Here is a 25302-nt window from a genome sequence, read left to right as displayed (position 1 = left end):
AAATAGTTGCCCCTAATATAGAGCCAGGCTATGACGCAAAACGGAACGAGTCAGGGCTGTAATGCTGTTAGTTAAGTGGCCTGATTGCATAGGCCAATGTGAACGTAAACGCATTTTCTGCTGTAGCCGTTGGCATTGTTATTTAGCCCTTTGCTGTATCTGCCAGGTGCAATAAGGGCCGGGAGAGGCAGTAGAATGGCAAGAAGACTGGCTTTGTGGTGCTGCCGATTCAAAACATAAAACAATTTAAATTCTTACCTTTGCAACAAAAAACAAAACAGATGAAGTATCTGAACCATATTACCGAGGCAATCGGTAACACCCCGCTGGTAAAGCTCAACAATGTCACCAAAGGCATCAGGCCTACTGTGCTCGCGAAAGTGGAGTACCTGAACCCGGGGAACTCTATTAAGGACCGTATGGCCGTTAAAATGATAGAGGATGCGGAGGCAGCAGGCATACTGAAGCCAGGTGGCACCATCATCGAAGGAACATCCGGTAACACAGGTATGGGACTGGCGCTGACTGCCATTGCAAAAGGCTATAAGTGCATTTTTACCATGTCTGATAAGCAAAGCAAGGAGAAGATAGATGTGCTAAAAGCGGTAGGTGCCGAGGTAATCGTGTGCCCTACCAACGTGGCTCCCGACCATCCGGATTCTTACTACTCCGTAGCCAGGCGACTGAACCAGGAAATACCTAACTCGTTTTACCCGAACCAGTACGACAACATGTCGAATACGGTGGCGCATTACGAGACGACTGGCCCTGAGATATGGGACCAGACAAACGGTAAAATAACCCATTTTGTGACAGGAGTAGGCACGGGCGGTACTGTTTCCGGAACATCGCAATTCCTGAAAGAGCAAAAGCCTGAGCTTGTTACAGTGGGTATTGATACCTATGGCTCTGTGTTTAAAAAGTACAAGGAGACCGGGATTTTTGACGAAAACGAAATTTACCCATACGCTACAGAAGGTATAGGGGAAGACATTCTGCCTAAGAACGTGAACTTCGACCTCATCGACTCTTTCTTGAAAGTAACAGATAAAGACGGTGCTGTGATGACCAGGAGACTGGCCAAAGAAGAAGGTCTGTTTGTTGGCTGGTCTTGCGGAACGGCTGTGTTTGGTGCTTTAGAGTATGCCAGGGAAAACAACCTGACAGAGGATGACATGATCGTGGTGATACTGCCAGATCACGGCTCCCGCTACCTAGCTAAACTCTACAACGATGACTGGATGCGTGCGCAGGGATACATTGATTAACTAGTCTCAATTTCATAATAAAAAAGGAAGCCCGGGTCTTGTTGACCTGGGCTTCCTTTTTTGCATCAGCATAAGCTGCATGATTGCCAACTGAACGGTTAATTTTTTTAAATAGGATAAGATTGTATACTTTTACATTAATCAGTCCTTGGGCCAGCAACGACTTCCGGAAGAACCGGAAGAGGAAATTCAGCTTTTGAAGCAGAAACAGCCAGGGAAAGAGCAGAAGCGGAAGGCGACACACTCTAAACATCTACTGCAGACAACACAGCGGAGCTATTTCATCTCTTCTGGAGGAATCTGCATAAACTTCTTCATCCGGCTTCCCCGTATACAAGTATGCATAGGGTTTAAATCTAAAAATGAAAAAGAAGTTATCAGGCGTATTACTTATCGATGACGACGATACCACTAATTTCCTCAACCAGCGCCTGCTCGACAGGATGAAGGTAACAGACAATGTGCGTACGTTCGTCAACGGCAAGCAGGCCTTCGACTACCTTTACAACGTTAGCAACAACAATTACGAGGCAGAAAACAGTAATTATTTTAAACCGGAGCTAATCTTTCTGGACATTAACATGCCGGTGATGGATGGGTTTGAGATGCTTGAGCTTTACGAACGCCTCGATGCTGATTTCCGCCACAACATTGTGATGGCAGTGTTGACCACCTCCACACACCCACAGGACACAGCTAACTTTAAAAGATACAATGCCGAATACCTGACCAAGCCGTTAACTGCCGAAAAGGTAAACGCCCTGCTCAAAAAACATTTCGAACAGAAAGAGGCATAGATTATAGATTTCAAATCAGGGCATTAGATGCAGGATATTGAATCGTTATGTATAGCTAAACCGCAGGTATATCACATCAGTAAAGACAGAAACAGAGCGGGCCTTGCAAAGTGATGCAAGGCCCGCTCTGTTTCTGTATCGCAATACTTAGAAAGAAAAGCCGCCGTTCGACTTCAACATCAGGTTAAGAGTCACCCCGATGCCAGCCAAAAGCAGACCAAGGGCAATAAGGATTTCCAGCTTCTTTCCCCGGGGAGTCCTTTTCTTGAGCAGGTTGCCTATCAGTGACCCTACGGCAAAGGCAAGCATCAGGGGCAGGCTGCGGCTCCAGAGCACGTTGCCCAGCAGGAAATGGCTGATAAAGCCGGTGAAGCTGGTGACCACCAGTATAAACAGCGAGGTGGAGGTGGCAATCTGAGCCGGCATCCGGAAAAGCTTTATCATCATGGGCGTCTGCAGAAATCCGCCCCCAATGCCAAACAGTCCTGCTACGGTGCCCGATATAAATCCGAAAATGGAGACCACACCGCCATTTAGCCGGTAAGCTATCTTTTTTGCCCTGTTCTTCCGGATAAAAGTGGTGGGTACCCGCCGGATGCGGTACATCATGCCCGCGTGCTTGGGCTCTTCTTTCTTTTTAGGCAGCAGCATCATCACCCCTATGCCCACCACAAACAGCGCGAACACCATCTGCAGCTCCTGCACAGGCAGGAAAGCAACCAGAAAGGCCCCCAGAACAGTGCCTATCATAGCAGGCAACTGTATCAGCGTGCCTACCAAGTAATCTATGCTTCGGTCGCGAAAGTTGAAGAGGGAAGCTATGATGGCTCCCGGCATCATGGCCGACATGGTGGAGCCAATGGCAATCTCTATGTTGTAGCCAAAGAAGATGATCAGGATGGGCACGAGAAAGACACCTCCACCAAAGCCTACGGTAGTCCCGAACGCACTGACGATAACACCTACAACAAAAAGTATAAACTCCTGCATCTGCCTTGGTTCCCTGAAGGGGAGCCTGAATATATAGTTAATCTATTATAATTAATCTATTTCTGCCACAGATACGAATTTGAATTCATCTCCGTTGAAAAGACCTTTGTCGCTGAGCTTTAAAGACGGTATAACAAGCAATGCCATAAAGGAAAGCGTCATAAACGGCGACTCCAGTTTGCTGCCCATCTCCTTGCTCATGCGATCTAATGCGGAGTAGTGTTCTGCTACTCTATACCCATCTTCTGCCGACATGATGCCTGCCACTGGCAGCGGCAACAACTGTTGCACCCCTTCACGTACGGCAGCCACGCCGCCTTTGGATTGTATGATAAGATTAACAGCCCGGGCGATGCTTTCATCATCCACTCCCACGGCCACAATGTTATGGGAGTCGTGCCCGACGGAAGAGGCAATGGCTCCTTCTTTTAAACCTATGTTCTTGATGAAAGCCACAGCCGGCGGTGCATTTTCGTACCGGTTCACTACTGTCAGCTTCAACACATCCTGCGCCACGTCCTGCATTATAAAGCCACCTTCTACCTTAGGCGTAGCCCAGCTTTCTTTCGTAATGAGCTGCCCGTCGAATGCCTCCATTACACGGATTTTGGTGGCGGCACCGGCCAGTACAGCAAACTCTTCCGGCGATTTTAAGTCTGTGTTGAAGTTGTTGACCTCGTCACTCTCTGTGAAGGCAATTTTACTTTTCCCGTGCTCTGCTACTAGCTGCCCGTTTATGTAAGTGGCCTGCACATTGAAGTTGTCCAGGTTGTCCACCGTTATAAAGTCGGCGGCATCGCCCTCTCTCAGCAGGCCAACCTCCAGCTTATAGTGCTCCACCGGGTTCACGCAGGCCGCCTGCAGCACGTGGAATAAGTCGTTTCCATCTGCCAGCGCCCGTTTTACCAGCAGGTTAATGTGTCCCTCCACCAGGTTGTCGGGATGTTTGTCGTCAGAGCAGAACATGATGTGCCGGTAGTGCTCCGGGAGCAGCGGAATTAGGGCCTCAAAGTTCTTAGCCGCACTGCCCTCCCGTATCAGGATTTTCATGCCTGCAGCCAGTTTGTCCAGACCCTCTTCGGCTGTGAAACACTCATGGTCGGTGCTGATGCCTGCGGAGGCATATAGCAGGGCCTGATCTCCCCGCAAGCCCGGGGCATGGCCATCCACTACCTTGTTGTACTTCTGCGCCAGTGCAATCTTCTCCATCACATCGGGTGCGCGATGCAGCGTGCCGGGCCAGTTCATCATTTCTGCCAGGTACTTTATCTCCTCCCGCTGAAACAGCTTCTCAATATCAGCGGCCGAAATCTCTGCGCCGGCTGTCTCAAAGGGTGTGGCCGGAACACAGGACGGAGCTCCAAAATAGAACTTGAAAGGCACCTTGTTTCCATTCTCAATCATGTACTCCACCCCCTTCAGACCAAGTACATTTCCTATCTCGTGCGGGTCCGATACAGTGGCTACAGTGCCATGCGGAACGGCCAGCCGGGCAAACTCACTGGGCACCAGCATGGAACTCTCGATATGCACATGGGCATCTATAAATCCGGGTAAAATATAATTGGTGGCCGCTGTGGCCTCACGAACTATTTTAGAAATGCGGCCGTTTGAGACATGAACAGTGCCATCATAAATCCCTTGGCTATGGATGTCGACAATGCGTCCGCTAATGGAAAAACTGGTGTGCATGGTAACAGGTGTTTATTTTGTTAATAGCCCTTATAGTGGGCGGAAAACGGTAAATTACTTTATATTTGCATTAAATTCAGTTGATTTGAGAAAGATAATTTCATGCCTGATTTTGGCGAGTTTTCTTGCTACAGGCCCTCTGGCTGGCTGTACCGCCAAAACGCCTCAGCAAAAAAAGACAGCATCCCTCAAAAGGAAAAGCAAGCTTGGCAACCTGCCTTGCCCCTGCGACTCCAATTAAAACCTCCTTTGGTTCTCCTTTAATATGAAGAAAATAGTAATCGCACTCGACGGGTATTCCTCATGTGGCAAAAGCACCACGGCAAAGTTAGTAGCCGCAGAACTTGGATACGCCTACATAGATACCGGTGCCATGTACAGGGCGGTTACGTTGTATTTTCTGAAGCACCACATAGCACTTACCAACCCCAGAGAAATAAAGGATGCCCTGGATAAGGTAGAAGTGGAGTTTCATTACAACCCAAAAACTGCGCGTAATGAAGTTTTCCTAAATGGGCTGAACGTGGAAGATGAGATACGGAAAATGTATATATCGAACCAGGTAAGCGAAGTAAGCGTAGTGCCGGAGGTACGCCATGCCATGGTGGCTCAGCAACAGAAGATGGGCAGGAAGCGCGGTGTAGTGATGGATGGCCGTGACATAGGAACAGCCGTTTTTCCGGATGCGGAGGTAAAGGTTTTCATGACCGCTGATGTAAATACGCGTGCCAAGCGCAGGCAGGAGGAGTTGCTGGAGAAAAAGCAGCTGGTGAACCTGGACGATATACGCGAGAACCTGCAGAAGCGCGACCATATTGACTCTACCAGAAAAGAAAGCCCGTTGCGCCGTGCCGAGGACGCACACCTGCTGGACACCTCGCACATGACGATTGATGAACAGGTGGATTTTGTGCTAGAGAAGGTGGCATCCAAAATATTAAGAAATGAAGTTTCTTTGCAGAAGAACTGAAACAGAAAAATGAAGGTAACTATAGATAAAAACTCCGGTTATTGTTTTGGGGTGGAGTTTGCGATACAGATGGCTGAGGATGAGATGGAGCATTGCGAAGAGCTCTACTGCCTGGGAGATATAGTGCATAATGGAATGGAAGTGAAGCGCCTTTACAACAAAGGCCTTCGCATTATAGACCGTGAGCAGTTGCAGGAGCTGCGCGATTGCAAAGTACTCATCAGGGCGCATGGTGAACCGCCGGAAACTTACAAACTGGCCCTGGAAAATAACATAGAACTTATTGATGCCTCCTGCCCTGTGGTGCTGAAGCTGCAGAACCGCGTGAAGCATGCTTATGACGGTGGCAAAGCAGAGAACGGACAGATTGTTATTTATGGCCAGGTGGGCCACGCAGAGGTTATCGGTTTGGCCGGCCAGACAGGCGATGATGCCATCATTGTGACGACGGAGGAGGATCTGGATAAAATTGACTTTACCCGCCCGGTAACGCTTTTCAGCCAGACAACAAAAAGCACAAAGGGCTTCTACCATATCAAGGCCCTGATAGAGGAGCGTTTAAAGCAGGCAAACCAAGATAGTACCCAGCCCACGTTCGATGCCAACGACAGCATCTGCCGGCAGGTATCTAACCGTGAGCCGCAACTGGCCAGGTTCTCCGCTGAGCACGATGTTATTGTGTTTGTGAGCGGCAAGAAAAGCTCGAACGGAAAAGCATTGTACAGCGTATGTAAGCAGCACAACCCGAACAGCTACTTTGTAGAAAACGAAGAGGAACTGGTAGACGAGTGGTTCGCTTATGCTACGAGTGTAGGAGTTTGTGGTGCAACGTCTACCCCTATGTGGCTGATGGAGCAGGTGGCTACCAGCATAGCCGCCATTGAGGCAGAGCCTGTGTGAAATATTACCAGTATACTATATTGGCATTTTTGCTACATTTAGGCTTTGCTACGGCAAAGCCTTTTTTGTAAACGCAAGCACATGACCCGATACTTCCGCTTTCTGAACGTCATCTTTATGAGAAACATCTTCCGTTACTTCATAAACGGACTCTTAATCATAGCACCCATTGCTATTACCGTCTTTATAGTGGTGGGCATTATTGATTGGCTGGACAGCCTCTTTGACCTGGGCATTCCAGGGCTGGGTATTCTGCTGATGGTAATGTTGTTGACGCTGGTCGGGTTTATCGGTTCCTCTTTTTTTGTGAAACCCTTCTTTATCGTAACAGAGCGTTTCCTGCACAAGGTACCGCTCGTCAGCATTATCTACTCCAGCATCAAAGACCTGTTCGATGCCTTTGTGGGAGATAACCAAAAGTTTAACCAGCCGGTTATGGTGAAGATGGCAGAAGAGTCTGACAACTACAAACTGGGCTTCTTAACGCAGGATACGCTGGCCACCATCAACATCGAAGACAAAGTAGCCGTGTACTTTCCGCACTCCTATAACTTTTCCGGGGAGCTGTTTCTTGTGCCCAAGCGGAACGTTACTCTCTTGGACGTCCCCAGCAGCGAAGTGATGAAGTTCATCGTTTCAGGCGGCGTATCGAAGCTGTAGTTGTTGCCTTTGATAGCCTGATGGTGTATAAAATTTAACCATTCGGAATTCATAATTCGTAATTAGAAAGTTTGCCTTTTATCATTAAAAATAGCTCCAAACTGCACTACCGGGTCATTGGGCGCGGCAGCCGTGCGATGCTGGCCTTCCATGGCTACGGGCAGAACAGCAGCTATTACCACTCCATGGAGCAGGCGCTAGGCAATGACTATACTATTTTCGCTTTCGACCTTTTCTTTCATGGGCGCAGCTACCTGCACAAACGTAGTATGCCCCTCTCCAAGGATTTTCTTCAGGAACTCATCGAGCACTTTCTGCACAAAGAGCAACTGGACCGATTCTCCCTGATGGGTTTCAGCATGGGTGGTAAGTTTGCCCTAACGCTGGTGGAGTGTATGCCGGAGAAAATTGAGGAGCTGTTCCTGATTGCGCCGGACGGCATTAAAACGAGCTTCTGGTATAACATTGCCACTTACCCCGGTTGGTTACAGCAGCTCTTTAAGCGAACCGTGGTAAAGCCGGAGTTTTTCTTTGGGCTGCTGCGCATGCTGGACAGATACAACATCGTGCACAAAAGCATGCTGCGCTTTGCCCACTACCAAATGGACAGCACTTCTAAGCGCCTGCGCGTGTACCGCAGCTGGGTAGGCTTTAGGGAGCTCAACTTCGATATCCGGAAAATTGTGCGCCTGCTTAACAGGCACCAGGTAGCTGTTACCATGTTTCTGGGGGAGTACGACAAAATCATAGCTCCTAAAAGGGTAGGCGTGTTTGTAGATGCACTGGATAAAGGGGAATTGGTTGTCTTGAAAACAGGTCACTCTTACCTGTTGCAGGATGTAGCGGCGCTGCTGCACCGGAAGCGGATGAAAGGCGGGCGCTGAAACAGGCTTTATCAGGCGGAACGAGTCCGTTGCAAGTGCCTGTAAGTAGTAAACCACCTTCTCATTTAAACATTGTGCCCCTGTACGAGTATAATTAGCTTAAATCAATGAGCCATGCTGCCGTAGCTGTTGCTACTTGAAGGGAGTATGCGCAATTTTGAACACTAAAAATTTACAAGACGCCCCTCATAATGAAAAAAACACTAAGCTTTATACTGTCCTTCTTTGCCGTTGCGGCTTTAAGCACAGGCTGTTCTTCCAACGAAAATGCTGAAAACGGGGAGGTTACCAAAACGGGACCAACTGAAACGCAGCAGGCAGTGAGCGACTCGGATATAGGTATACCTACAGGCCCTATTGAGGAAGGCCTGGAGCAAATCAAATTGCCCGAAGGCTTCCGTATAGATTACTACGCCAAAGATGTGGACAACGCCCGTTCTATGGCTATGAGTGAGTCGGGTATTCTTTTCGTGGGCACCCGTGAGGAAGACAAGGTATACGCCGTGGTAGATGAAAACCGCGATGGCAAAGCCGATGAAGTTGTAGTAGTGGCCTCCGGGCTGAAGATGCCGAATGGTGTAGCTCTCCGCGACGGAGACCTGTATGTGGCCGAGGTGAACCGCGTCATCCGTTTTGATAACATCGAGCAGACATTCCGCAATCAGCCTAAATACGAAGTAGTGAACGACCAGTTTCCCAGCGATGAGCACCATGGCTGGAAATACATTGCCTTTGGCCCGGACGGAAAGCTTTATGTGCCGGTGGGAGCACCCTGCAATATATGTAAATCAGAAAAACCCATCTATGCCTCCATTTCCCGTATGGACCCCGATGGCTCTAATCTGGAGGTATATGCCGAGGGCGTGCGTAACAGCGTTGGCTTCGACTGGCACCCGGAAACAAAAGACCTGTACTTCACAGACAATGGCCGCGACCTGATGGGCGATAATGTGCCGGCGGATGAGTTGAACCGTGCGACAGAGAAAGGGCAGCACTTTGGTTACCCATACTGCCATGCCGGTGAGGTGTCGGATCCTGAATTTGGCAAGAACCGAAACTGCAATGAGTTTGTGGCACCTGTGCAGAATTTGCATCCACATGGCGGAACGCTGGGTATGAAGTTCTACACAGGCAACATGTTCCCAGAGGAGTATCGGAACCAGATATTTGTAGCACAGCATGGCTCCTGGAACCGCTCCGAAAAGATAGGCTATAGCGTAGCCACTGTAACGACAGACGCGAACGGAAAAACCACGCACAAGCCATTTGCGGAAGGCTGGCTACAGGGCCAGGAAGACTGGGGCCGTCCGGTGGACGTGCTGCAGATGCAGGATGGCTCTATGCTGGTGTCAGACGACAAGAACGATGCCATCTACCGCATTACTTACAGCAAATAGAATAATGCATGCTGCATTAGAAAGTATGAATGAATAAGCTCCACCACACGTGGTTCAACTTTAAGTGAGAGGAATACACCGAAGGAGAAGCTGAATAACTTTTCATCCGGTAAATCCCATTCATAATTCATAATGCAGCATGCATAATTATTCAGAGTAGCTTATGAAAGAGGGAAAACAAAGTAGTCTAAAGCCTGAAAAGAAAGTTATCGGGAGGCGTGAGTTAGTTTCGTTTCCGGAACTGGACATTGACGAGATAGAAGCCAAGATAGACACTGGTGCTTATACGTCTGCGATTCATTGTTCTGATATACACGAAGAGACAAAGGCCGACGGAACAAAGGTGATTGCTTTGGATCTGCTGGACCCTTCTCACCCAAAGTATAACCACAAAAAGCTCAAGTTTTCGGAATACGACCTGCGTGAAATAAAGAGTTCCATAGGGGAGGTGCAGGAACGGTATGTCATCCGTACAAAAATAAAGCTCTTTGATGAGACCATTGACGCCGAGTTTTCGTTGTCAGACCGCAGTGACATGAAATACCCCGTGCTGATTGGCCGCAAGCTGCTAAAGGGGAAGTTCATTGTGGATGTGTCACGCAAGAACCTCGCACACAAATTGAAGATCAAAAAAATCAAGAAATAAATCATTTATGAAAATTGCCATTCTCTCCCGTGACCAGAAGCTGTATTCTACCCGCCGCTTAGTAGAGGCAGTTGAGCAACGGGGGCACCAGGCTGTTGTGTTAGACCACCTGCGCTGCGACCTCGTTATTGAGCAGGGCGACCCACATATTCTTTACAAAGGCGAGCGCTTAACTGATATAGATGCTATTATTCCCCGCATCGGGGCTTCTGTTACTTTCTACGGTACTGCCGTGGTGCGGCAGTTCGAGATGATGAAAGTGAAAAGCGCCGTAGACTCGCAGGCCATTGTGCGCTCCAGAGATAAACTGCGCAGCCTTCAGATCCTGTCGCGTGCAGGGCTGGGGATGCCTAAAACAGCGTTTACCAACTACTCCAAACAAACATCCGAGCTGGTGAAAGAGGTAGGTGGCGCACCACTTGTCATTAAATTGCTGGAGGGTACACAAGGCTTGGGCGTGGTACTCGCCGAAACAAGAAAAGCAGCTGAGTCAGTGATTGAGGCATTCCATAACCTGAAGGCCCGCATTATTGTGCAGGAGTTTATCTCAGAGGCAGGTGGTGCCGATATCCGGGCGTTTATAGTGAACGGCGAGGTAGTGGGCGCCATGAAGCGGCAGGGCAAGGAAGGAGAGTTCCGTTCAAACCTGCATCGTGGCGGCAAGGCCATGCTTATTAAATTAAGTCGCCAGGAAAAAGCAGCCGCGCTGTTGGCTGCCAAGTCGCTTGGCCTTGGCATTGCCGGTGTAGATATGCTGCAGTCCAAACGCGGGCCGTTGATTCTGGAGGTTAACTCATCGCCAGGCCTAGAGGGTATTGAGCGTGCTACGCAGAAAGATATTGCAGGAAAAATAATTGAGTATATAGAGGGGCTCACGGAAAAAAAGCAGAAAAAAGTAAAGGAATAGCATGCCTGAAACCATCGTTATTAACGGTAAAAGCATAGACCGTGGAGAAAAGGTGCTGACGAAACTAGCCATCAGCAAACTGCCCAGCGGTACCGTTATTGAAATACCCATCTATGTATTCCGCTCTGTACATGATGGCCCTGTGGTGTTGCTGATGGCCGGAATGCACGGTGATGAAGTAAACGGGACAGAGATTGTCCGGCGCATGCTCACCAAGAAAATGCTGTACCCGCTGAAGGGAACCATTATCGCAGTGCCGGTACTGAATATTTACGGCTTCCTTAACTTTTCGAGGGAGGTGCCGGATGGTAAAGACGTAAACCGCAGTTTCCCGGGGAACCGCGACGGCTCACTGGCCAGCCGCGTGGCGTACCGGTTCATGAAAGAAGTTATTCCGTACGTAGACTATGGCTTGGACTTCCACACTGGTGGCTCCAGCCGTGCCAACTACCCCCAGATACGTTGCGTGCTGGCCGACTACCGGAACGAGGAACTGGCCCGCGCTTTTGGTGCGCCCTTTATCCTGAACTCTCCTTACCGCCAGGGCTCATTGCGCAAAGAGGCTGCAAAATTGGGTAAATCCATTATGGTGTATGAGACAGGCGAATCGCTACGGTTTGATGAGAAGGGGATAAGTATGGGGATTGAAGGCAGCTGCCGCGTGCTGCACCATCTGGGTATGATGGCAAGCTTTACGCCACCGCATGAAGAAAGTGTGGTATGCATGAAAGACATCTGGCTACGGGCTAAGAATGCTGGCTTGTGGCGCAGCCATGTCAGGCTGGGAGAGTACATCAAAAAGAATCAAAACATCGGCAGCATCACAGATCCTTATGGCGAGATGGAGGTCCGGCTGAATGCTCCCGCCGCGGGCTATGTAGTGGGCCTCAACAACATGCCCGTCGTAAACCAGGGCGACGCGCTGATGCATATTTCTTTCTGAGTGAGATAGCTGCGCTAAGGAATTTTCACAGGAAGCGCCTTAAATAAAAAAGAGGCTTCGCTCTCTTATGAGCGAGGCCTCTTTTTTATTTTTCGTTATCTCAGCCACTAAAACACATACCGCACATGCAGGGCAGTATCCCAAAAGCCGCCGCCGCGCGGGATGTTGAAGTATGGTTTTACATCGGCACCGATGGTAAAGGGAATATCACGGATATAGTACTCCAAGCCAAGTATACCGTCTACACCTAACCCAACCACATTGTCATCGTAGTTCTTGTGGTGGCGGTCATAGTAGTCGTGGCCGTTGTAGAAGCCCACGTGGCCTCCCAAACCATAGTACCACTGCAGGCCGTTTGCGCCAAATGCCTGTGCATGCTTCTCATACAGCACCGTAATAACAGTGCCCCTGTACTTGAAGCTGGTGCTCAGGATACCCTCAATGGCGGCGTCACTCTTAATAAAGTGCTTTACCGTAAGGCCGGATGCGGCCCCCCCCCGGAAACCAATACCTGTCTGGTATTCCTGTGCCTGCGCGCCAACCGCCATGCACAGCATAATAGCAAGCGCTAAAGAAATGCGGTAAATTGTCTTCATGAAATTGAACAGAATTGAAAAATGAGCAATAAACATTGCTGTACCGAATATTACAGCGGCTGCAAATATAGATAATCTAACGAAGCGGAGGGCGACAATTGTGTGATGTATGCTACTTTTTAGTATCCTTCTTGTAGTTCTGCAGGTAAGCGGTTTTCTGGGTACGCCGCCCGATCAGCTTGAAGAATGATATAAAATGCTCCTTGTCTAGTTTTAATGCTTTTGCAAAGGGATCTGGGCTTCCTTCTTTCTCGTAATCCTTAATATAATGCTCCCGCACGTGCTGCGCCTCGTCAAGTTCCTCGGCTGCCTCTATATGCACCAGCCCGGTCTTCTCCCAGAGCTTGCGCCACCAGTCTACGGTATGTATAAAGTACCAGTACTTCTGGTAATCCTTGCTCAGGAAATCCGGTACCTGCTCCAGCGTTTCTATTTCCTTTGTAAAGCAGACATCTACAATGGCAAGAAACCCATCTGGTTTAAGAAAGCGGGCAATGTAAGGCAGGTACTTTTCATCTGTGCCGAAGTAGGTATAGGAGTCCACTACAATGACAACATCAAAATACTCTTCGGCAAAGGGCAGGGCACGGGCATCGGCCTCCAGGGGTGTCACTTTCTTTTCGCAGCCTGCATCCAGTATGCGCTGGTAGTTGTCGCTGGCAGAGATGGCATTGTCTACCGCCCACACCTCCACACCGAATTCCTTTGCCAGGAAGATTGAGCTAATGGCCTTGCCGCATCCTAAGTCCAGCACACGCATTCCTGGCTTCAGTTCCAGTGATTTAGTGAGGCTCTCGAGGTTGAAGAGTACGTTCTCTCCCATAGAATGCTGGCGCACCCACTCCGGATCGTAGCGGGAGACCTTCGGGAAAACGTGGTATATTGATTGAGAAGGCATAAAAAAAGTAATGTAGATGCCTGTAGCTTACGGCAGGGCAGGCGCTACAGTTTAGAGTTTAGCACCTAATTCGGCAATATCGTCAGATGGATGGATGTGCACGCCCGGTTTGTCCTGAGATGCGGCATATAACATTCCTTTGGCCACTGTTTCGGCCTCTATTGGCTTATACTTCTCCAGTGGCCCAATCATCAGGCTGCTCAGGGGCTTCATGATTTTAGACGCGAACTCCTCACCGGTACGTTGCTCTTCCCGCTCACCCAACAGTAGTGATGGCCGGAAGATGTGCACGGAGGTAAAAGACTGTTGCTGCACATGCTGCTCCATCTCGCCTTTTACCTTGTTGTAGAAAATCATGGAACCGGCATCGGCACCCATGGCAGAAACAACTAGAAACTGAGCAGCTCCTTTATTGGCTGTAATTTTGGCCAGATCCACCACATAGGTGTGGTCTATCTTGTAAAAAGCTTCTTTGGAGCCAGCTTTTTTTATGGTAGTGCCGAGGCAGCAGAAAATGTCATCCGCCACTAAATCGGAGGAGTGCAGGTTCAGGTTATCAAAATCAACTACCCGCTGTTCCAGGTTAGGGAATATCAGGGGCAGCTCACGGCGGCCTACTGATATCACCTCGCTATAGCGCTGGCTTCTCAGGAGTAAGTTCAGAAGGTGGCCGCCAACCAGTCCGCTGGCGCCTGCAATAAGGGCAATCCTTACTTTTTGCATAGGAATTATATCTTACGCAGTCAGTACGTTCTTTGAGCTTATATAGTCTATAAAGTATAATAGATAAACTCAAAAAATTGTTACTGTAAGGCATCTGTAGCATCCGGAACATTTAGTTGAATACCTTACTTTTTGGTTGGGGTTACTCTGCAGCGCGTTCTCCGTACCGGCCGCAGTTCACTGCCTAATATAAACCGCAAGCCTGGCATATTATTTAAGGGAGGAGCACAAGGTGCTTATTTGAGGCGGATGCTACCTTCTTCTATCTCTATTTTGCCAGCTTTGTAAAGGCCGCCAATGGCGCGCTTAAAGGTTTTCTTGCTCATGGCAAGTGTCTTGTAAATGTCTTCGGGTGTGCTGCTGTCGGAGAGGGGAAGCCAGCCATTGCCCTGCTGTAGCAAGCGCATTATTTTCTCAGAGGCGTCCTCCGCCTCACTTAGTACGGTGGCATCCGGCTTGCGCAGTGTCACATCCACCTTGTTGTCCGGGCGGATGGCTTTGATGTAGCCGGTGGTTTTGTCGCCCATGTGCAGGTCCTGGAACACTTCATTCTGATACAGCATGCCCATGTAGGCGTTGTTGATGATTACCTTAATGCCGATGTCAGTGAAGCCTGCCACCAGTAGTTGTACTTCTTCGCCTTCTGTAAGCTGCATGTTCTCGTTCTGCAGGTACTTGCCCAACTTGGAGGTCGCCACCACACGGTCTGATGTCTCATCAAGATACAGGTACACACAGTACTTGCGGCCCACCTGCATCTTGTCTTTCTGGTTGTTGAGCGGCACCAGCAGGTCTTTCTCCAGTCCCCAGTCGAGGAAAGCGCCAAACGAGGCAGTGTCGGTGCAGGTAAGGCAGGCAAACTGGCCAACCGTAGCAAACGGCTCCAGGTCAGTGGCAATAATACGGTCTTCGGAGTCGCGGTACACGAACACGCGCACCATGTCACCTACCTGTGCTCCTTTTGGGATGTATTTGGCGGGCAGCAGGATGTCTCCGTCCTCAGAGGTGAGGTATACTCCAAAATCCACTTCGCGTGCTATCTCCAGTTTGTTGTAATTGCCAAGTTCTATCATGTTGTGTCTTCTCTGTTTTTGCTGTTATACGGGAATGCTTTTACAAAACTAACAAAATACTGCCCCGGTTGAAAGGCGTGACAGCGCATGGGGAAGGTATGAGTATGTATGAAGAGGAGAATATTCGCCTGAGCAGGTTTTCATGATACGTTGATGAACCAACCAACATGTGCTCACTTACCTTTCCGTGCTGCTGCAGGAACAAAAAAAGGCAGCCCTTCGCAGGCTGCCTTTTTTCTGATTTTATTCAGGCTAAGCCTATGCTTTGGTTTTCGCCGCTTCCCTAATAAAAGTCAGCAACGCCGGGGCGGGTGAACTGAAAATCGTGGAAATCATAGTAAGGCCGGGAAGTGTTGAAAATCCGAAAGGCGTTGATTTGCTCATTGACCGGCAACTGCGGGTAATAACTCAGCGTGAGCTGTATCGTGCTGAAAGACAGGTACTCGTTCCGGAAGCGGAACCCGATGCCATAGCCCTGGTAAGGCACTCCTTTAAACGGAGAGCTTTTGTTTCCGGCCGATAGCCAGGCTAAATCAGCGAAAGCCACCGTGGCGAGCTTAAATCCGAAGAGGGAGAACGGGGTATACAGGTTTGCTTCATAATTAAGAGACACACGGCGGGAGCCCCGCAGAAGAGTAGAACGGAAGCCGCGCAGCCCGCTCTCGTCGTTGATGGAAAGCAGTTCCTCCGGGTTACGGTTGATGCCCCAGGTGCTTCGGCCCCAGAAAAAGTGGCGCAGTTTCCAGTTGCCCCACTCCGCCAGCTTTGTAAAATATAGGCTTTCCAGTTGCAGTACACCTTGTTCCCACTTTCCTTCCCGCATGAAAGAACCATAAGAGGCTTTACCATACAGGTAACCGAATTCTGTTTCATATTTAGCCAGTGAGATCGAGGCAGCAAAGTACTTCCGCTCCCTGAGGTCGCCTTTCTCATAACCGGTAGTGAAGGAGAGGAGCGTGCCGACTGGAACGTCCTCTGTTCTACCAAAACCAAACAGGTAACGGTCTTTGTAGTACTTCCGGATGCTGTAGCCCAAACTTCCCATGATGAGCGTGTTGTCCTGGAAGCTGTTTGAGGGCCTGACAGAATAATCTGTGCGGGTGTAGCGGAGCCCCAGGATGAGCCGGCTGCGGGGTTCATACCCCAAGTTGTAAGACTTAAACCTGAAGGAGCGGCCGAGCCAGGCATCCTGCTGGTTATAGACCAGGTTGGCATAGGTGGGGATAGTATCTTCGGAGGTAGGCGGTAACATAATGCGCTGGTCAATCCAGCTTACTCCTACCGCACCGGCATACTTGGTGTTGGTAGAGAAGAAGTCGCGGCGCAGGTGCGCACTTTTCTCTTTAAAGTAGTTTTTATCTACGTAAGCCACATCAGCGGCAATATAGGTGCGGCCAATGTTCTCTATGGAGTAGTAGCCGGCTGCCTCCCAGGGGCGGGGCCTGTTGTTCAGGTTAAAGCGGTAAGAAGCCTCTACCTGGTGACCCTGGCCCAGAAAGTTTAACTCGCGCAGCGAAACACGCCCGCGGCCGGAGGAGGGGGTGTAAGAGCCGGAACCACCCAGGCTAAAGATGTCTTTTGTCACAACAAACACATCCACACTGTCTTCAGTGGTGGTTTCCTCGTTCACAATAATGCGGGCATCCAGAATATAAGAGGTCTGGCGCAACAAACGCTCCGATTCGATCAGTGCCAGTGGCTCGAGTGGGGCCTTTTTCTCGAAGAGCAGCTTGTTTCGGATCTGGCCGCGGCCTGTTTTCACGTGCAGGGAATTGCCCAGCTTTTCGAAGAAGTTGGCCGGTACCCGGGAAGTATCGTTGACAGAATATCCAAAAGGCTTCAAGGACATGATATCGATGCGGCGCACAATCTTGTATGTGTGCTTCTCATACTCCTTCTCAATCAGTTCAGCATCCAGGCCATACACCTCCTCATCCACCCGGTCGAACACCAGTATCGCTTTCAGCAATTTCCCCATGATGGTCTTCCGCTCCGACATCTGCCGGAGGTTCTCCATCACCCGGTCGTCAAACTTCTGCCGGGTCGTGTCGGTGAGGGTGGAGTCTTGTGTAACGGGGGGGATAACCTGCTGCGCCTGGCATACCTCTCCCAGCAGCAAGAGCAAGCCTACAAGGCAAGCCACTGGTAAACGGCAGAAGAAGAGGTGCGAAATAGACATGAATAGAAGTTAACGGCGCTGAAGCATCACTTTTAACAGCTACTAATATAACGCTTTATTAAAGCATTAGTATTTCCTCCTGCTTACAATTTGATATTCCTTCAATCTCGGAGTCAAGATGGGACCTATAGTGGCAGTAGTTACTAATAATTTTAGTTTATCAACAACTGTTGATAACAATGTGAATAAAAAATTGCTAATAATATTGGTTTAATAGCACAGGTGTCCTTACCTTTAAAGTACTAAAAGCAAGAACATCAGGAGTATGGACAGTAAGATAAGTGACAAGCTAAAGATATTAGCAGATGCTGCGAAGTACGACGTGTCCTGCTCTTCCAGCGGTGGGAAGCGCAAGAATGAGAACAAAGGTTTAGGAAATGCCGAGGGAATGGGCATCTGCCACAGCTATACAGAGGATGGCCGTTGCGTATCATTGCTTAAGATTCTGCTCACCAATTTCTGCATTTACGACTGTGCCTACTGTGTTACACGCAAGAGCAATGATGTGGAGCGTGCCGCCTTCACGGTGCAGGAGGTAGTGGACCTTACGATTAACTTCTACCGCCGCAATTATATTGAAGGGCTGTTTCTGAGCTCCGGAATATTCAAAAATGCGGATTACACGATGGAGCGCCTCGTGCGGGTGGCTAAGAAGTTGCGACAGGAGCATAAGTTTAACGGCTACATCCACCTGAAAACGATACCGGGCGCCAGTGAGGAACTGATAAAAGAGGCGGGGCTGTATGCCGACAGGCTGAGTGTAAACATTGAGCTGCCATCAGAGGCAAGTTTGCAACAACTGGCACCAGAGAAGAACTACAATGAGATTCTGCTGCCAATGGGCTCCATCAGCCAGCAACTGGTGCAGGCAAAGGAAGAGAAGAAGTTGTTCAAGTCGGCGCCTGCCTTTGCGCCTGCCGGCCAGAGCACGCAGCTGATTGTTGGAGCCTCTGCAGAAAATGATCACCAGATTCTGCAGCTCTCGAATCAGCTGTACAAGAACTATAGCCTGAAGCGGGTGTATTACTCCGGTTACGTGCCGGTGAGCAGCGACAACCGTCTGCCCATCATCACGGAGCCACCTGTTATCCGGGAGAATCGGATTTACCAGGCCGACTGGCTGATGCGCTTTTATGGCTTTGACGCAAAGGAGATTGCAGATGAACTGCACCCGAACCTGGAACTGGACATTGACCCAAAACTGGCGTGGGCACTGCGCAATCGCTTTGCTTTCCCGGTGGAGATCAATACGGCAGATTACGAGATAATCCTGCGTGTGCCTGGCATAGGAGTGAAGTCGGCTAAAAAGATTGTGTCGGCAAGGATGTTTACAGCACTTCAGTTTGAGCACCTGCGCCAGATGGGGGTCGTGCTGAAGCGGGCGAAGTACTTTATCACCTGCCAGACCAGAAGCCTGCAACGGCAGGAACTTGACTCGCAGCAAATCCGCAACAAGATTTTGTTCGGTGATGGTTCTGTGCGGAGCGCACTGCTGACGCAGCAACTGGACCTGTTCCGGCAGGTTGGCTAATGTCGGGCGGTTTGTACAAATATGTGAGGGGGAAGCCGGGTAATCAGCATCATTTGTCTTTGAAAGCAATGGCCGCAGCAAAAAAGAAAACAGTCAAATCAAATCATACATCTAATTCTGTTCAAACTAAAGAAGTTACTGTCATGAGAAAAAATCAGAAGGTTGCCCGTGTGTCTCTTTGCTGCAAACTTAATATGCTGGTGCCGCAACTACAGAGCCTGACTGCCAGAATGCAATCCGAGAACGGAGAGAAAAGTCGCAACAGCTACAACGGAAATAAATAACACAGCCTGTACTGCTATGCACCTGTATACCTACGATGGTACTTTCGAAGGGCTGCTGACAGTGGTGTTCGAGGCGTATGAGCGCAAAGCCTGGCCTACCAGCATTGAGCAGGAGCAGGTGGCGCAACCCAGTATGTTCGGAGAAACCACTGCCGTGGTGGCAGACGAGCAGAAGGCGCAGCGTGTATGGCAGGGGTTGCAGAAAAAGCTATCGGCAGGGGCTCTAAAAGAGCTTTACTACACTTACCTGTGGGAGCAGCCCGGCCTGGAGCAAATTATCTTCGACTATAGCAGATTAGTCTTCGGGACGGAAGAGAACATAGAGGGCAATTTTGCCGCGCCCTGCGTGCTGCAGGTGCAGCAGGCGGCAAAGCAGGTGCACCGCGAAAAACACCGTATGGAGGCTTTTGTGCGCTTTCAGAAAACAGCAGATGAACTGTTCTACGCCACCATTTCCCCTGACTTTAATGTGTTGCCGCTTATTATGAGCCACTTCCGGAAACGGTATGCAGACCAGCACTGGGCAATATACGATACCCGCCGCCGCTATGGCATATACTACGACCTGCACAACACAACTTTTATAAAACTGGACCTGCCGCCCCACCAGCGCAAAAACCTGTCCGGTGTTGCGCTGGATGCGGAAGAAGACAGGTACAAACAGCTATGGCAGGTATACTTCGACCATGTGAACATTCCGGAACGGAAGAACCCAAAGCTACACCTGCGCCACATCCCCAGGCGCTACTGGAAATACCTGTCAGAGAAGCAACCCCACGCGCTGCGGTAGCATCTTCTGGAGCTTCAAATCGTGTTTTGTACTAAAAAAAGAAAATAACTGCACTTTTATCGCAACCATTTCTTCTAAAATACGTTCAATGTTATATATATTATTTTTTAGTTGTATCTGCAGGTAAAGGATCTGGGGGAGAAAATCGCTTGGATCTTTATGCTGCGTAAAACATGTTTTACACTATGAACACAAGGGTACGAAAGAAATTGATTCAAGTAGCCCGGGGTCGGGCGCACCTGATGTCCTTCCAAAATCTTATCTACGAGGCTGAACTCGGCCTGAACCTGGAAAACACATACGAGAAATCGATGCTGACAGAGGTAATCGATGAGATTTCAGAAAAAGAGCATGCAGCCGGGAGGCCTCTGCTTAGTGCTCTGGTGCGTGTTAAAGGGCAGAAGAACCAGGGAGACAACTTTTTCAGGCTTTGTGAGCGACTTGGCTATGGCAGTTGGAAAGACCTGAAACGGAACCATAAATTTATTCAGGAGCAGCGGGATGCATGCCGTGAATTCTGGCAGGACGGTAAAAACTTTAAATCCTACTTATAAGAGACATAAAGTAAAACCAGTAGAATAACAAAAGGCAGAGCGGCAGCACTAAGTATATCTTAGGCTGCCGCTCTGCCTTTTGTTGTTTCTTACATTCACTTCATCTGCCTTCTACCTTTCCCTCATGCATCGACTTATCTCTCTGGCTTCTGTTCTGCTGAAGCCGTTCATGTCAAAAGAAGGAGAGTACCCGGCATATTCCCGGTTTTGCGGCAGGATAACAGCCGCCTGCGCTATCTCAATTAAATCATAACCCTCAATTGCCCATACTTGTCAGTTTTGCCTGCAGCTGAATGACGATATACTGCAGGAGTTTATTTGTGCGGAATAAGACTTACGCAGGTGCCTCTGTGGGAGCAGCCATAGAATATATTGAATAGTAGGGTGTAAATGCCGGAATTTAACTGCTAAATGAAAGAAAAAGAATATTTATATATTTAGTTTGATTATATACTATTATATTACTTTATTTAGGCCGACTTGGAGAAATGTTTTGCTGGGAACACTATAATCTGTATGCAAATAGACTTCTCCGAGATTTACAGGCGCTTATTAAATCTAAACCAAATTCAATTCACTCAACAACAGCTTATCTATGAATACAAACTCACCCACAAAACTTGTTCTGCTCCTCTCTTTGTTTTGCTGCTCCTGGTCGCAGGTGCTGGCACAGGCCGCTAAATTCGGCAAAATAGACGAGGCAGAGCTAAAATTGCGCACGTATGACAAAGACACCAGCGCAGCCGCAGTTATCCTGTCAGACTATGGCTTTACCACTTTTAACCTGGTGAATGACCTGAAGGTGGTAACAGAGCGCCACATTCGCATCAAAATTCTGAAAAAGTCCGGTTATGACTGGGCAAACATTTCGGTGCCTTACTACAGAAATGGTTCTACAAAAGACAATGTGGGTAGCATCAAGGGCTATACTTATAACCTAGAGAACGGAAAAGTAGAGAAAGTGAAACTCGAGTCTAAAACTGTTTTCGATGAGCAGCGGAATGAGTACTGGTACCTGAAGAAGTTCACGATGCCAAATGTAAAAGAAGGATCTGTAATTGATGTAAGCTATACTATTACTTCCGACAGGGTGTACAATTTGCGTGAGTGGGAGTTCCAGTCCACCATTCCAACGGTATGGAGTGAATACCGCGCGCGCATCCCGCAGTACTTCGACTACAGGTTCCAGATGCAGGGCTACCATCCATTGCACCAGAACGACAAGCAGAGCAATGGTGGTACAGAAATGATTAACAACTCCTATGTGTGGGTCATGAAAGATGTGCCTGCCCTTAAGGAGGAGAAGTATATCACCTCGTTGGGTGACTACCAGTCAAAGATAGAGTTTGAGCTGCAGCAGGTGAACATACCCGGAAGAGGCACCGAGATCATGACTGGAAGCTGGAATAAAGTAACAGAAGACCTGCTGGCAGAGACTTCTTTTGGCGCTCAGCTAAACCGCAATGGCTTCTTTAAAGATGAGATTGCCGCTATCAAAGTCAAGCATAAAGAGCCGGAGCAGCAGATGCAGGCAATCTTTGACCTTGTGAAGGCACGCATGAAGTGGAACCAGCACACCGGCCTTTACACGAGCAACCCTATCCGGAAAGCGTATGACCTGCGCCAGGGAAGCGCTGCAGAAATTAACCTGCTGCTAACATCCATGCTGCTGGAGGCTGGCCTGGATGCAGCTCCGGTGCTGGTCAGCACACGGGACCATGGTCGTGTACTGACCAACTATAGTCCGATGATAAACAAATTCAACTATGTGATAACACATGTGAATGTAGGCGGGCAGGAGTACCTATTGGATGCCACAGAGCCACTTTCGCCTGTAGGTATGCTGCCATTCCGCTGCCTGAACGGAAATGGGCGCCTGATAAAGAAAGCGGACCAGCGTTGGGTGGAACTGAACCCTTCAACAGCTTATACCAAGCTCTTCAATGCGAAGCTTACCATAAATGAAAAGGGTGAGCTGACTGGTACCGGACACGAGTCTGCTGGTGGTTACAACGCGCTATACCTGCGGAAGACTATTCTGGAGGAAGGGGAAAGCAAATTTGCAGAGCGCATAGCCAAAGAGGTTGGTGATTTTAAGATGACGAAGCCTGAAATCAAGAACCTGACAGATGTGAATAAAGCCCTGGATATTACTTATAACATCAGTGCCAATAGCAACGGCCAGGTCAGCATCATTTACCTGAACCCCATGCTAGGGCAGGCAGAGGAGGAGAATCCATTCAAGCTGAATGAGCGCCTGTACCCGGTGGATTTTGGTACACCGAGAGACGAAACATTTATCAGTCATTTCACTATTCCTGCTGGCTATGAGCTGGATGAAGTCCCCAAGAGCCTGGTTGTGAACCTGCCTGAGAAGGGCGGCCGGTTCATGTATGTGGTGAAGCAGGAGGGAAGCAGCTTACAGGTGATGAGCAAGGTGAGCATAACCAAGCCGGTTTTTTTCGCACCGGAATATGCCCTCCTCAAGGAGTTTTACAATCAGATAATTGCGAAGCAGGCGGAGCAGATTGTGCTGAAAAAAGTAGCAGCAAACTAAAGGAACTTTAAACCACTATCATGAGCCTGATTACAAACTGTCGAACAGTATTTATGCGAAAGATCCATACCTTTCTCTGGGGCTTCGTTTGCCTGCTACTCCTGCAGTCTCCAGCAATGGCGGACACTAAAAGCAGCGTCAGCCGACCTTCAGATGATACTAACATTATTATTCGCTCAGAAGAGACCATTTTTACTGTAAACTCTCTCAAGAGCGGTACCACCAGGTACAAAGTGTCCATCACTATTCTAAACAACAACGGTAACCACCGGGCAAAGCAGTACGTGCATTACGACAAGCTGAGTAAAGTGGGCTACATCAAAGGTGTTTCTTATGACCGTTCAGGAAATAAGATAAAGACCCTGAAAAACAAGGATGTTACCGATGTGAGCGCCATCAGCGACTTCTCCCTGTATGAGGACAACCGGGTGAAGATTGCTGACCTGACACACACGGTGTACCCGTATACCGTAGAGTTTGAGTATGAGGTGACTTTTGAAAACCTGCTGTTTTATCCCATATTTCACCCTCAGGACGAAGAGCGTCTGACAGTGGAGAAGGCCAGCTTTGAGGTGCAGATGCCGCTGGGAATGAAGCTGCGTTACCTAGAAAGCAACGTGCCGCAGCCTGCAAAGAAAACAGCTACAGCTACCCATGAGGTGTATACCTGGCAGGTGCAGAACCTGAAACCTGTGGAAACAGAGCCTTTTGGTCCTGGGCTGGAGGAACTGGTGCCTATTGTGCGCACGGCTCCAACGGATTTTGAGGTAGAAGGCTACAAGGGCAACATGGAGAGTTGGAAAAGCTATGGCCTCTGGATAGACCAGCTGAACAAAGGCCGGGATGTGCTGCCGGAGGCTACGAAGCAAAAGCTGGTTGAGCTGACCTCCAAAGCAAAAACACAGGAAGAGAAGGTGCGGATTGTGTATGATTACCTGCAGGGAAAAACACGCTATGTATCCATTCAGCTGGGTATAGGCGGCTGGCAGCCCTTCGAGGCTAGCTTTGTGGACAGCAAAGGCTACGGCGACTGTAAGGCGCTAACTAACTACACACAAGCCATGCTGAAAGCAGTCGGTATAAATTCATACCAGGCCCTGATTCGTGCCGGAGACGGTGAGCCGGATATCAGGACCAACTTCCCGAGCAGCCAGTTTAACCATGTGGTACTGTCCGTTCCGATGGCCAAAGACACGCTCTGGCTGGAGTGTACGAGCCAGACAGAGGCGGCAGGATATGCCGGGAGCTCCACTGGTGGTCGCCATGCGCTGCTGATTACGCCTGAAGGAGGCAAGCTGGTGAAAACGCCTAACTACAAAGCCACTGATAATGCCCAGATACGCCAGATAAAAGTGACACTGGATGAGAAAGGAAGCGGCAGCGCCAGCGTTACGACACGTTATACCGGCTTGCAGCAGGAGTCGCATGCCAATGCTGTTCAGAACATGCAGCCTGATGAGCAGCGCAAATGGCTGTACCAGCAGGTGAAAATTCCTGCCTTTGAAATAGAGAAGTATGCTTTCGTGCAGCAGAAGGACAAGCTGCCAGCAGTAACAGAGCAACTGGAGCTAAGCCTTCGCCAGTGTGCCACCATCAGCGGCAAACGTATGTTTGTATCTCCCAACCTGATGAGCAAGTGGACCTACGTACCTAACCAGAAGGAAAAAAGGTTAACGGATGTAGTGCGCAGAATGGCCTTCCTGGATGTGGATACGGTGGAGTTTCAGCTGCCCGCTGGCTACGCAGTAGAGTACCTGCCGCAGGAAGTGGTGCATAAATCTGTTTTTGGGGAGTACAAAGCCTCTGTGAAAGTGGATGGGCAGCGGGTTGTGTACTTGCGCAGCATGCAAATGGGCAAAGGCCGCTACAGCCCGGAATCTTACACGCAACTGGTAACGTTCCTGAACAACGTGATAAAGTCAGACAGCGAGAAGGTGGTATTTGTGAAAAACATACCGTAGAGGCGTTGATGTAAATCTGTGCGAATTATTCTGCAGCATTAACAAAAAGCGGTGGGATACAAATGAGACGCAGGCTCCTGAAAGTTTTTCTAAAAAACTTTC

22 protein-coding genes and 1 pseudogene are annotated in these 25302 nt (G+C 49.2%); 16 read left to right on the top strand and 7 right to left on the bottom strand.

Annotated features, from left to right (window positions below):
• Nucleotides 1-281: 281 nt before the first annotated feature.
• Nucleotides 282-1265, top strand: a pseudogene (locus ACFS7Z_RS06680) (PLP-dependent cysteine synthase family protein); the annotation flags it as partial.
• A 365-nt stretch (nucleotides 1266-1630) separates the two neighbouring features.
• Complete coding sequence (locus tag ACFS7Z_RS06675; RefSeq protein ID WP_377482618.1) at nucleotides 1631-2065, top strand: response regulator; 435 nt, start codon at nucleotides 1631-1633, stop codon at nucleotides 2063-2065.
• A gap of 147 nt (nucleotides 2066-2212) precedes the next feature.
• Here the strand turns inward: ACFS7Z_RS06675 and ACFS7Z_RS06670 are convergent, their stop codons facing one another.
• Both ACFS7Z_RS06670 and ade read right to left on the bottom strand, forming a co-directional pair.
• The gene (locus tag ACFS7Z_RS06670; protein ID WP_377482616.1) at nucleotides 2213-3055 is read right to left on the bottom strand and encodes a sulfite exporter TauE/SafE family protein; all 843 of its coding nucleotides are present in this window, start codon (nucleotides 3053-3055) and stop codon (nucleotides 2213-2215) included.
• Nucleotides 3056-3106: 51 nt separating this feature from the next.
• Nucleotides 3107-4747 carry an adenine deaminase gene (ade, locus tag ACFS7Z_RS06665; RefSeq protein WP_377482614.1) on the bottom strand — a complete coding sequence of 547 codons (1641 nt, stop codon included), beginning with the start codon at nucleotides 4745-4747 and terminating at the stop codon, nucleotides 3107-3109.
• Nucleotides 4748-5012: 265 nt separating this feature from the next.
• Between ade and cmk the strand changes: the two genes are divergently transcribed.
• The 8 genes from cmk to ACFS7Z_RS06625 all read left to right on the top strand — a co-directional run bounded on the left by cmk (nucleotide 5013) and on the right by ACFS7Z_RS06625 (nucleotide 12054).
• Nucleotides 5013-5717 (top strand): (d)CMP kinase, encoded by a 705-nt coding sequence (gene cmk / locus ACFS7Z_RS06660; protein ID WP_377482612.1) that lies wholly within the window; start codon nucleotides 5013-5015, stop codon nucleotides 5715-5717.
• A gap of 9 nt (nucleotides 5718-5726) precedes the next feature.
• Entirely contained in the window at nucleotides 5727-6617 is an 891-nt protein-coding gene (locus ACFS7Z_RS06655; RefSeq protein ID WP_377482610.1) for a 4-hydroxy-3-methylbut-2-enyl diphosphate reductase, read from the top strand.
• Nucleotides 6618-6698: 81 nt separating this feature from the next.
• The gene (locus tag ACFS7Z_RS06650) at nucleotides 6699-7277 is read left to right on the top strand and encodes a DUF502 domain-containing protein (protein ID WP_377482608.1); all 579 of its coding nucleotides are present in this window, start codon (nucleotides 6699-6701) and stop codon (nucleotides 7275-7277) included.
• A gap of 71 nt (nucleotides 7278-7348) precedes the next feature.
• Nucleotides 7349-8161, top strand: a complete 813-nt coding sequence (locus tag ACFS7Z_RS06645) for an alpha/beta fold hydrolase (protein WP_377482606.1) — start codon at nucleotides 7349-7351, stop codon at nucleotides 8159-8161.
• Between the two features lie 191 nt (nucleotides 8162-8352).
• A complete protein-coding gene (locus tag ACFS7Z_RS06640) occupies nucleotides 8353-9558 on the top strand; it encodes a PQQ-dependent sugar dehydrogenase (protein WP_377482604.1) in 1206 nt (401 codons plus the stop codon).
• 163 nt (nucleotides 9559-9721) lie between these two features.
• Nucleotides 9722-10204: an ATP-dependent zinc protease family protein gene (locus ACFS7Z_RS06635; protein ID WP_377482602.1), complete on the top strand. Its 483-nt coding sequence runs from the start codon at nucleotides 9722-9724 to the stop codon at nucleotides 10202-10204.
• Nucleotides 10205-10211: 7 nt separating this feature from the next.
• A complete protein-coding gene (gene rimK, locus ACFS7Z_RS06630) occupies nucleotides 10212-11111 on the top strand; it encodes a 30S ribosomal protein S6--L-glutamate ligase (RefSeq protein WP_377482600.1) in 900 nt (299 codons plus the stop codon).
• A 1-nt stretch (nucleotide 11112) separates the two neighbouring features.
• Nucleotides 11113-12054: a succinylglutamate desuccinylase/aspartoacylase family protein gene (locus ACFS7Z_RS06625; RefSeq protein WP_377482598.1), complete on the top strand. Its 942-nt coding sequence runs from the start codon at nucleotides 11113-11115 to the stop codon at nucleotides 12052-12054.
• A 107-nt stretch (nucleotides 12055-12161) separates the two neighbouring features.
• Here ACFS7Z_RS06625 and ACFS7Z_RS06620 read toward each other — a convergent pair whose 3' ends face one another.
• From ACFS7Z_RS06620 to ACFS7Z_RS06600, 5 genes are all read right to left on the bottom strand, one after another.
• The gene (locus tag ACFS7Z_RS06620; protein WP_377482596.1) at nucleotides 12162-12650 is read right to left on the bottom strand and encodes a hypothetical protein; all 489 of its coding nucleotides are present in this window, start codon (nucleotides 12648-12650) and stop codon (nucleotides 12162-12164) included.
• A gap of 112 nt (nucleotides 12651-12762) precedes the next feature.
• Complete coding sequence (locus ACFS7Z_RS06615; protein WP_377482594.1) at nucleotides 12763-13548, bottom strand: SAM-dependent methyltransferase; 786 nt, start codon at nucleotides 13546-13548, stop codon at nucleotides 12763-12765.
• Between the two features lie 51 nt (nucleotides 13549-13599).
• The gene (locus tag ACFS7Z_RS06610) at nucleotides 13600-14271 is read right to left on the bottom strand and encodes an oxidoreductase (protein WP_377482592.1); all 672 of its coding nucleotides are present in this window, start codon (nucleotides 14269-14271) and stop codon (nucleotides 13600-13602) included.
• Between the two features lie 236 nt (nucleotides 14272-14507).
• Nucleotides 14508-15344, bottom strand: coding sequence for a CvfB family protein (locus tag ACFS7Z_RS06605; protein WP_377482590.1), 837 nt, complete (start codon nucleotides 15342-15344; stop codon nucleotides 14508-14510).
• Nucleotides 15345-15627: 283 nt separating this feature from the next.
• Nucleotides 15628-17523 (bottom strand): hypothetical protein, encoded by a 1896-nt coding sequence (locus tag ACFS7Z_RS06600; RefSeq protein WP_377482588.1) that lies wholly within the window; start codon nucleotides 17521-17523, stop codon nucleotides 15628-15630.
• Between the two features lie 265 nt (nucleotides 17524-17788).
• On the opposite strand from ACFS7Z_RS06600, the gene ACFS7Z_RS06595 reads away from it, so the two are divergent.
• The 6 genes from ACFS7Z_RS06595 to ACFS7Z_RS06570 all read left to right on the top strand — a co-directional run bounded on the left by ACFS7Z_RS06595 (nucleotide 17789) and on the right by ACFS7Z_RS06570 (nucleotide 25200).
• The gene (locus tag ACFS7Z_RS06595; RefSeq protein ID WP_377482586.1) at nucleotides 17789-19054 is read left to right on the top strand and encodes a putative DNA modification/repair radical SAM protein; all 1266 of its coding nucleotides are present in this window, start codon (nucleotides 17789-17791) and stop codon (nucleotides 19052-19054) included.
• A gap of 143 nt (nucleotides 19055-19197) precedes the next feature.
• The gene (locus tag ACFS7Z_RS06590) at nucleotides 19198-19338 is read left to right on the top strand and encodes a hypothetical protein (RefSeq protein ID WP_377482584.1); all 141 of its coding nucleotides are present in this window, start codon (nucleotides 19198-19200) and stop codon (nucleotides 19336-19338) included.
• A 16-nt stretch (nucleotides 19339-19354) separates the two neighbouring features.
• Nucleotides 19355-20128 carry a TIGR03915 family putative DNA repair protein gene (locus tag ACFS7Z_RS06585; RefSeq protein ID WP_377482582.1) on the top strand — a complete coding sequence of 258 codons (774 nt, stop codon included), beginning with the start codon at nucleotides 19355-19357 and terminating at the stop codon, nucleotides 20126-20128.
• Between the two features lie 185 nt (nucleotides 20129-20313).
• Nucleotides 20314-20682, top strand: a complete 369-nt coding sequence (locus ACFS7Z_RS06580; RefSeq protein WP_377482580.1) for a hypothetical protein — start codon at nucleotides 20314-20316, stop codon at nucleotides 20680-20682.
• 595 nt (nucleotides 20683-21277) lie between these two features.
• Nucleotides 21278-23239 carry a DUF3857 domain-containing protein gene (locus ACFS7Z_RS06575; RefSeq protein ID WP_377482578.1) on the top strand — a complete coding sequence of 654 codons (1962 nt, stop codon included), beginning with the start codon at nucleotides 21278-21280 and terminating at the stop codon, nucleotides 23237-23239.
• Between the two features lie 53 nt (nucleotides 23240-23292).
• On the top strand, nucleotides 23293-25200 hold the full coding sequence (locus ACFS7Z_RS06570) for a DUF3857 domain-containing protein (RefSeq protein ID WP_377482576.1): 1908 nt from the start codon (nucleotides 23293-23295) through the stop codon (nucleotides 25198-25200).
• Nucleotides 25201-25302: the final 102 nt, after the last annotated feature.

The sequence above is a fragment of the Pontibacter toksunensis genome, assembly GCF_042686245.1.
GTDB lineage: Bacteria > Bacteroidota > Bacteroidia > Cytophagales > Hymenobacteraceae > Pontibacter > Pontibacter toksunensis.
This window is presented reverse-complemented; position numbering and strand designations above follow the sequence as displayed.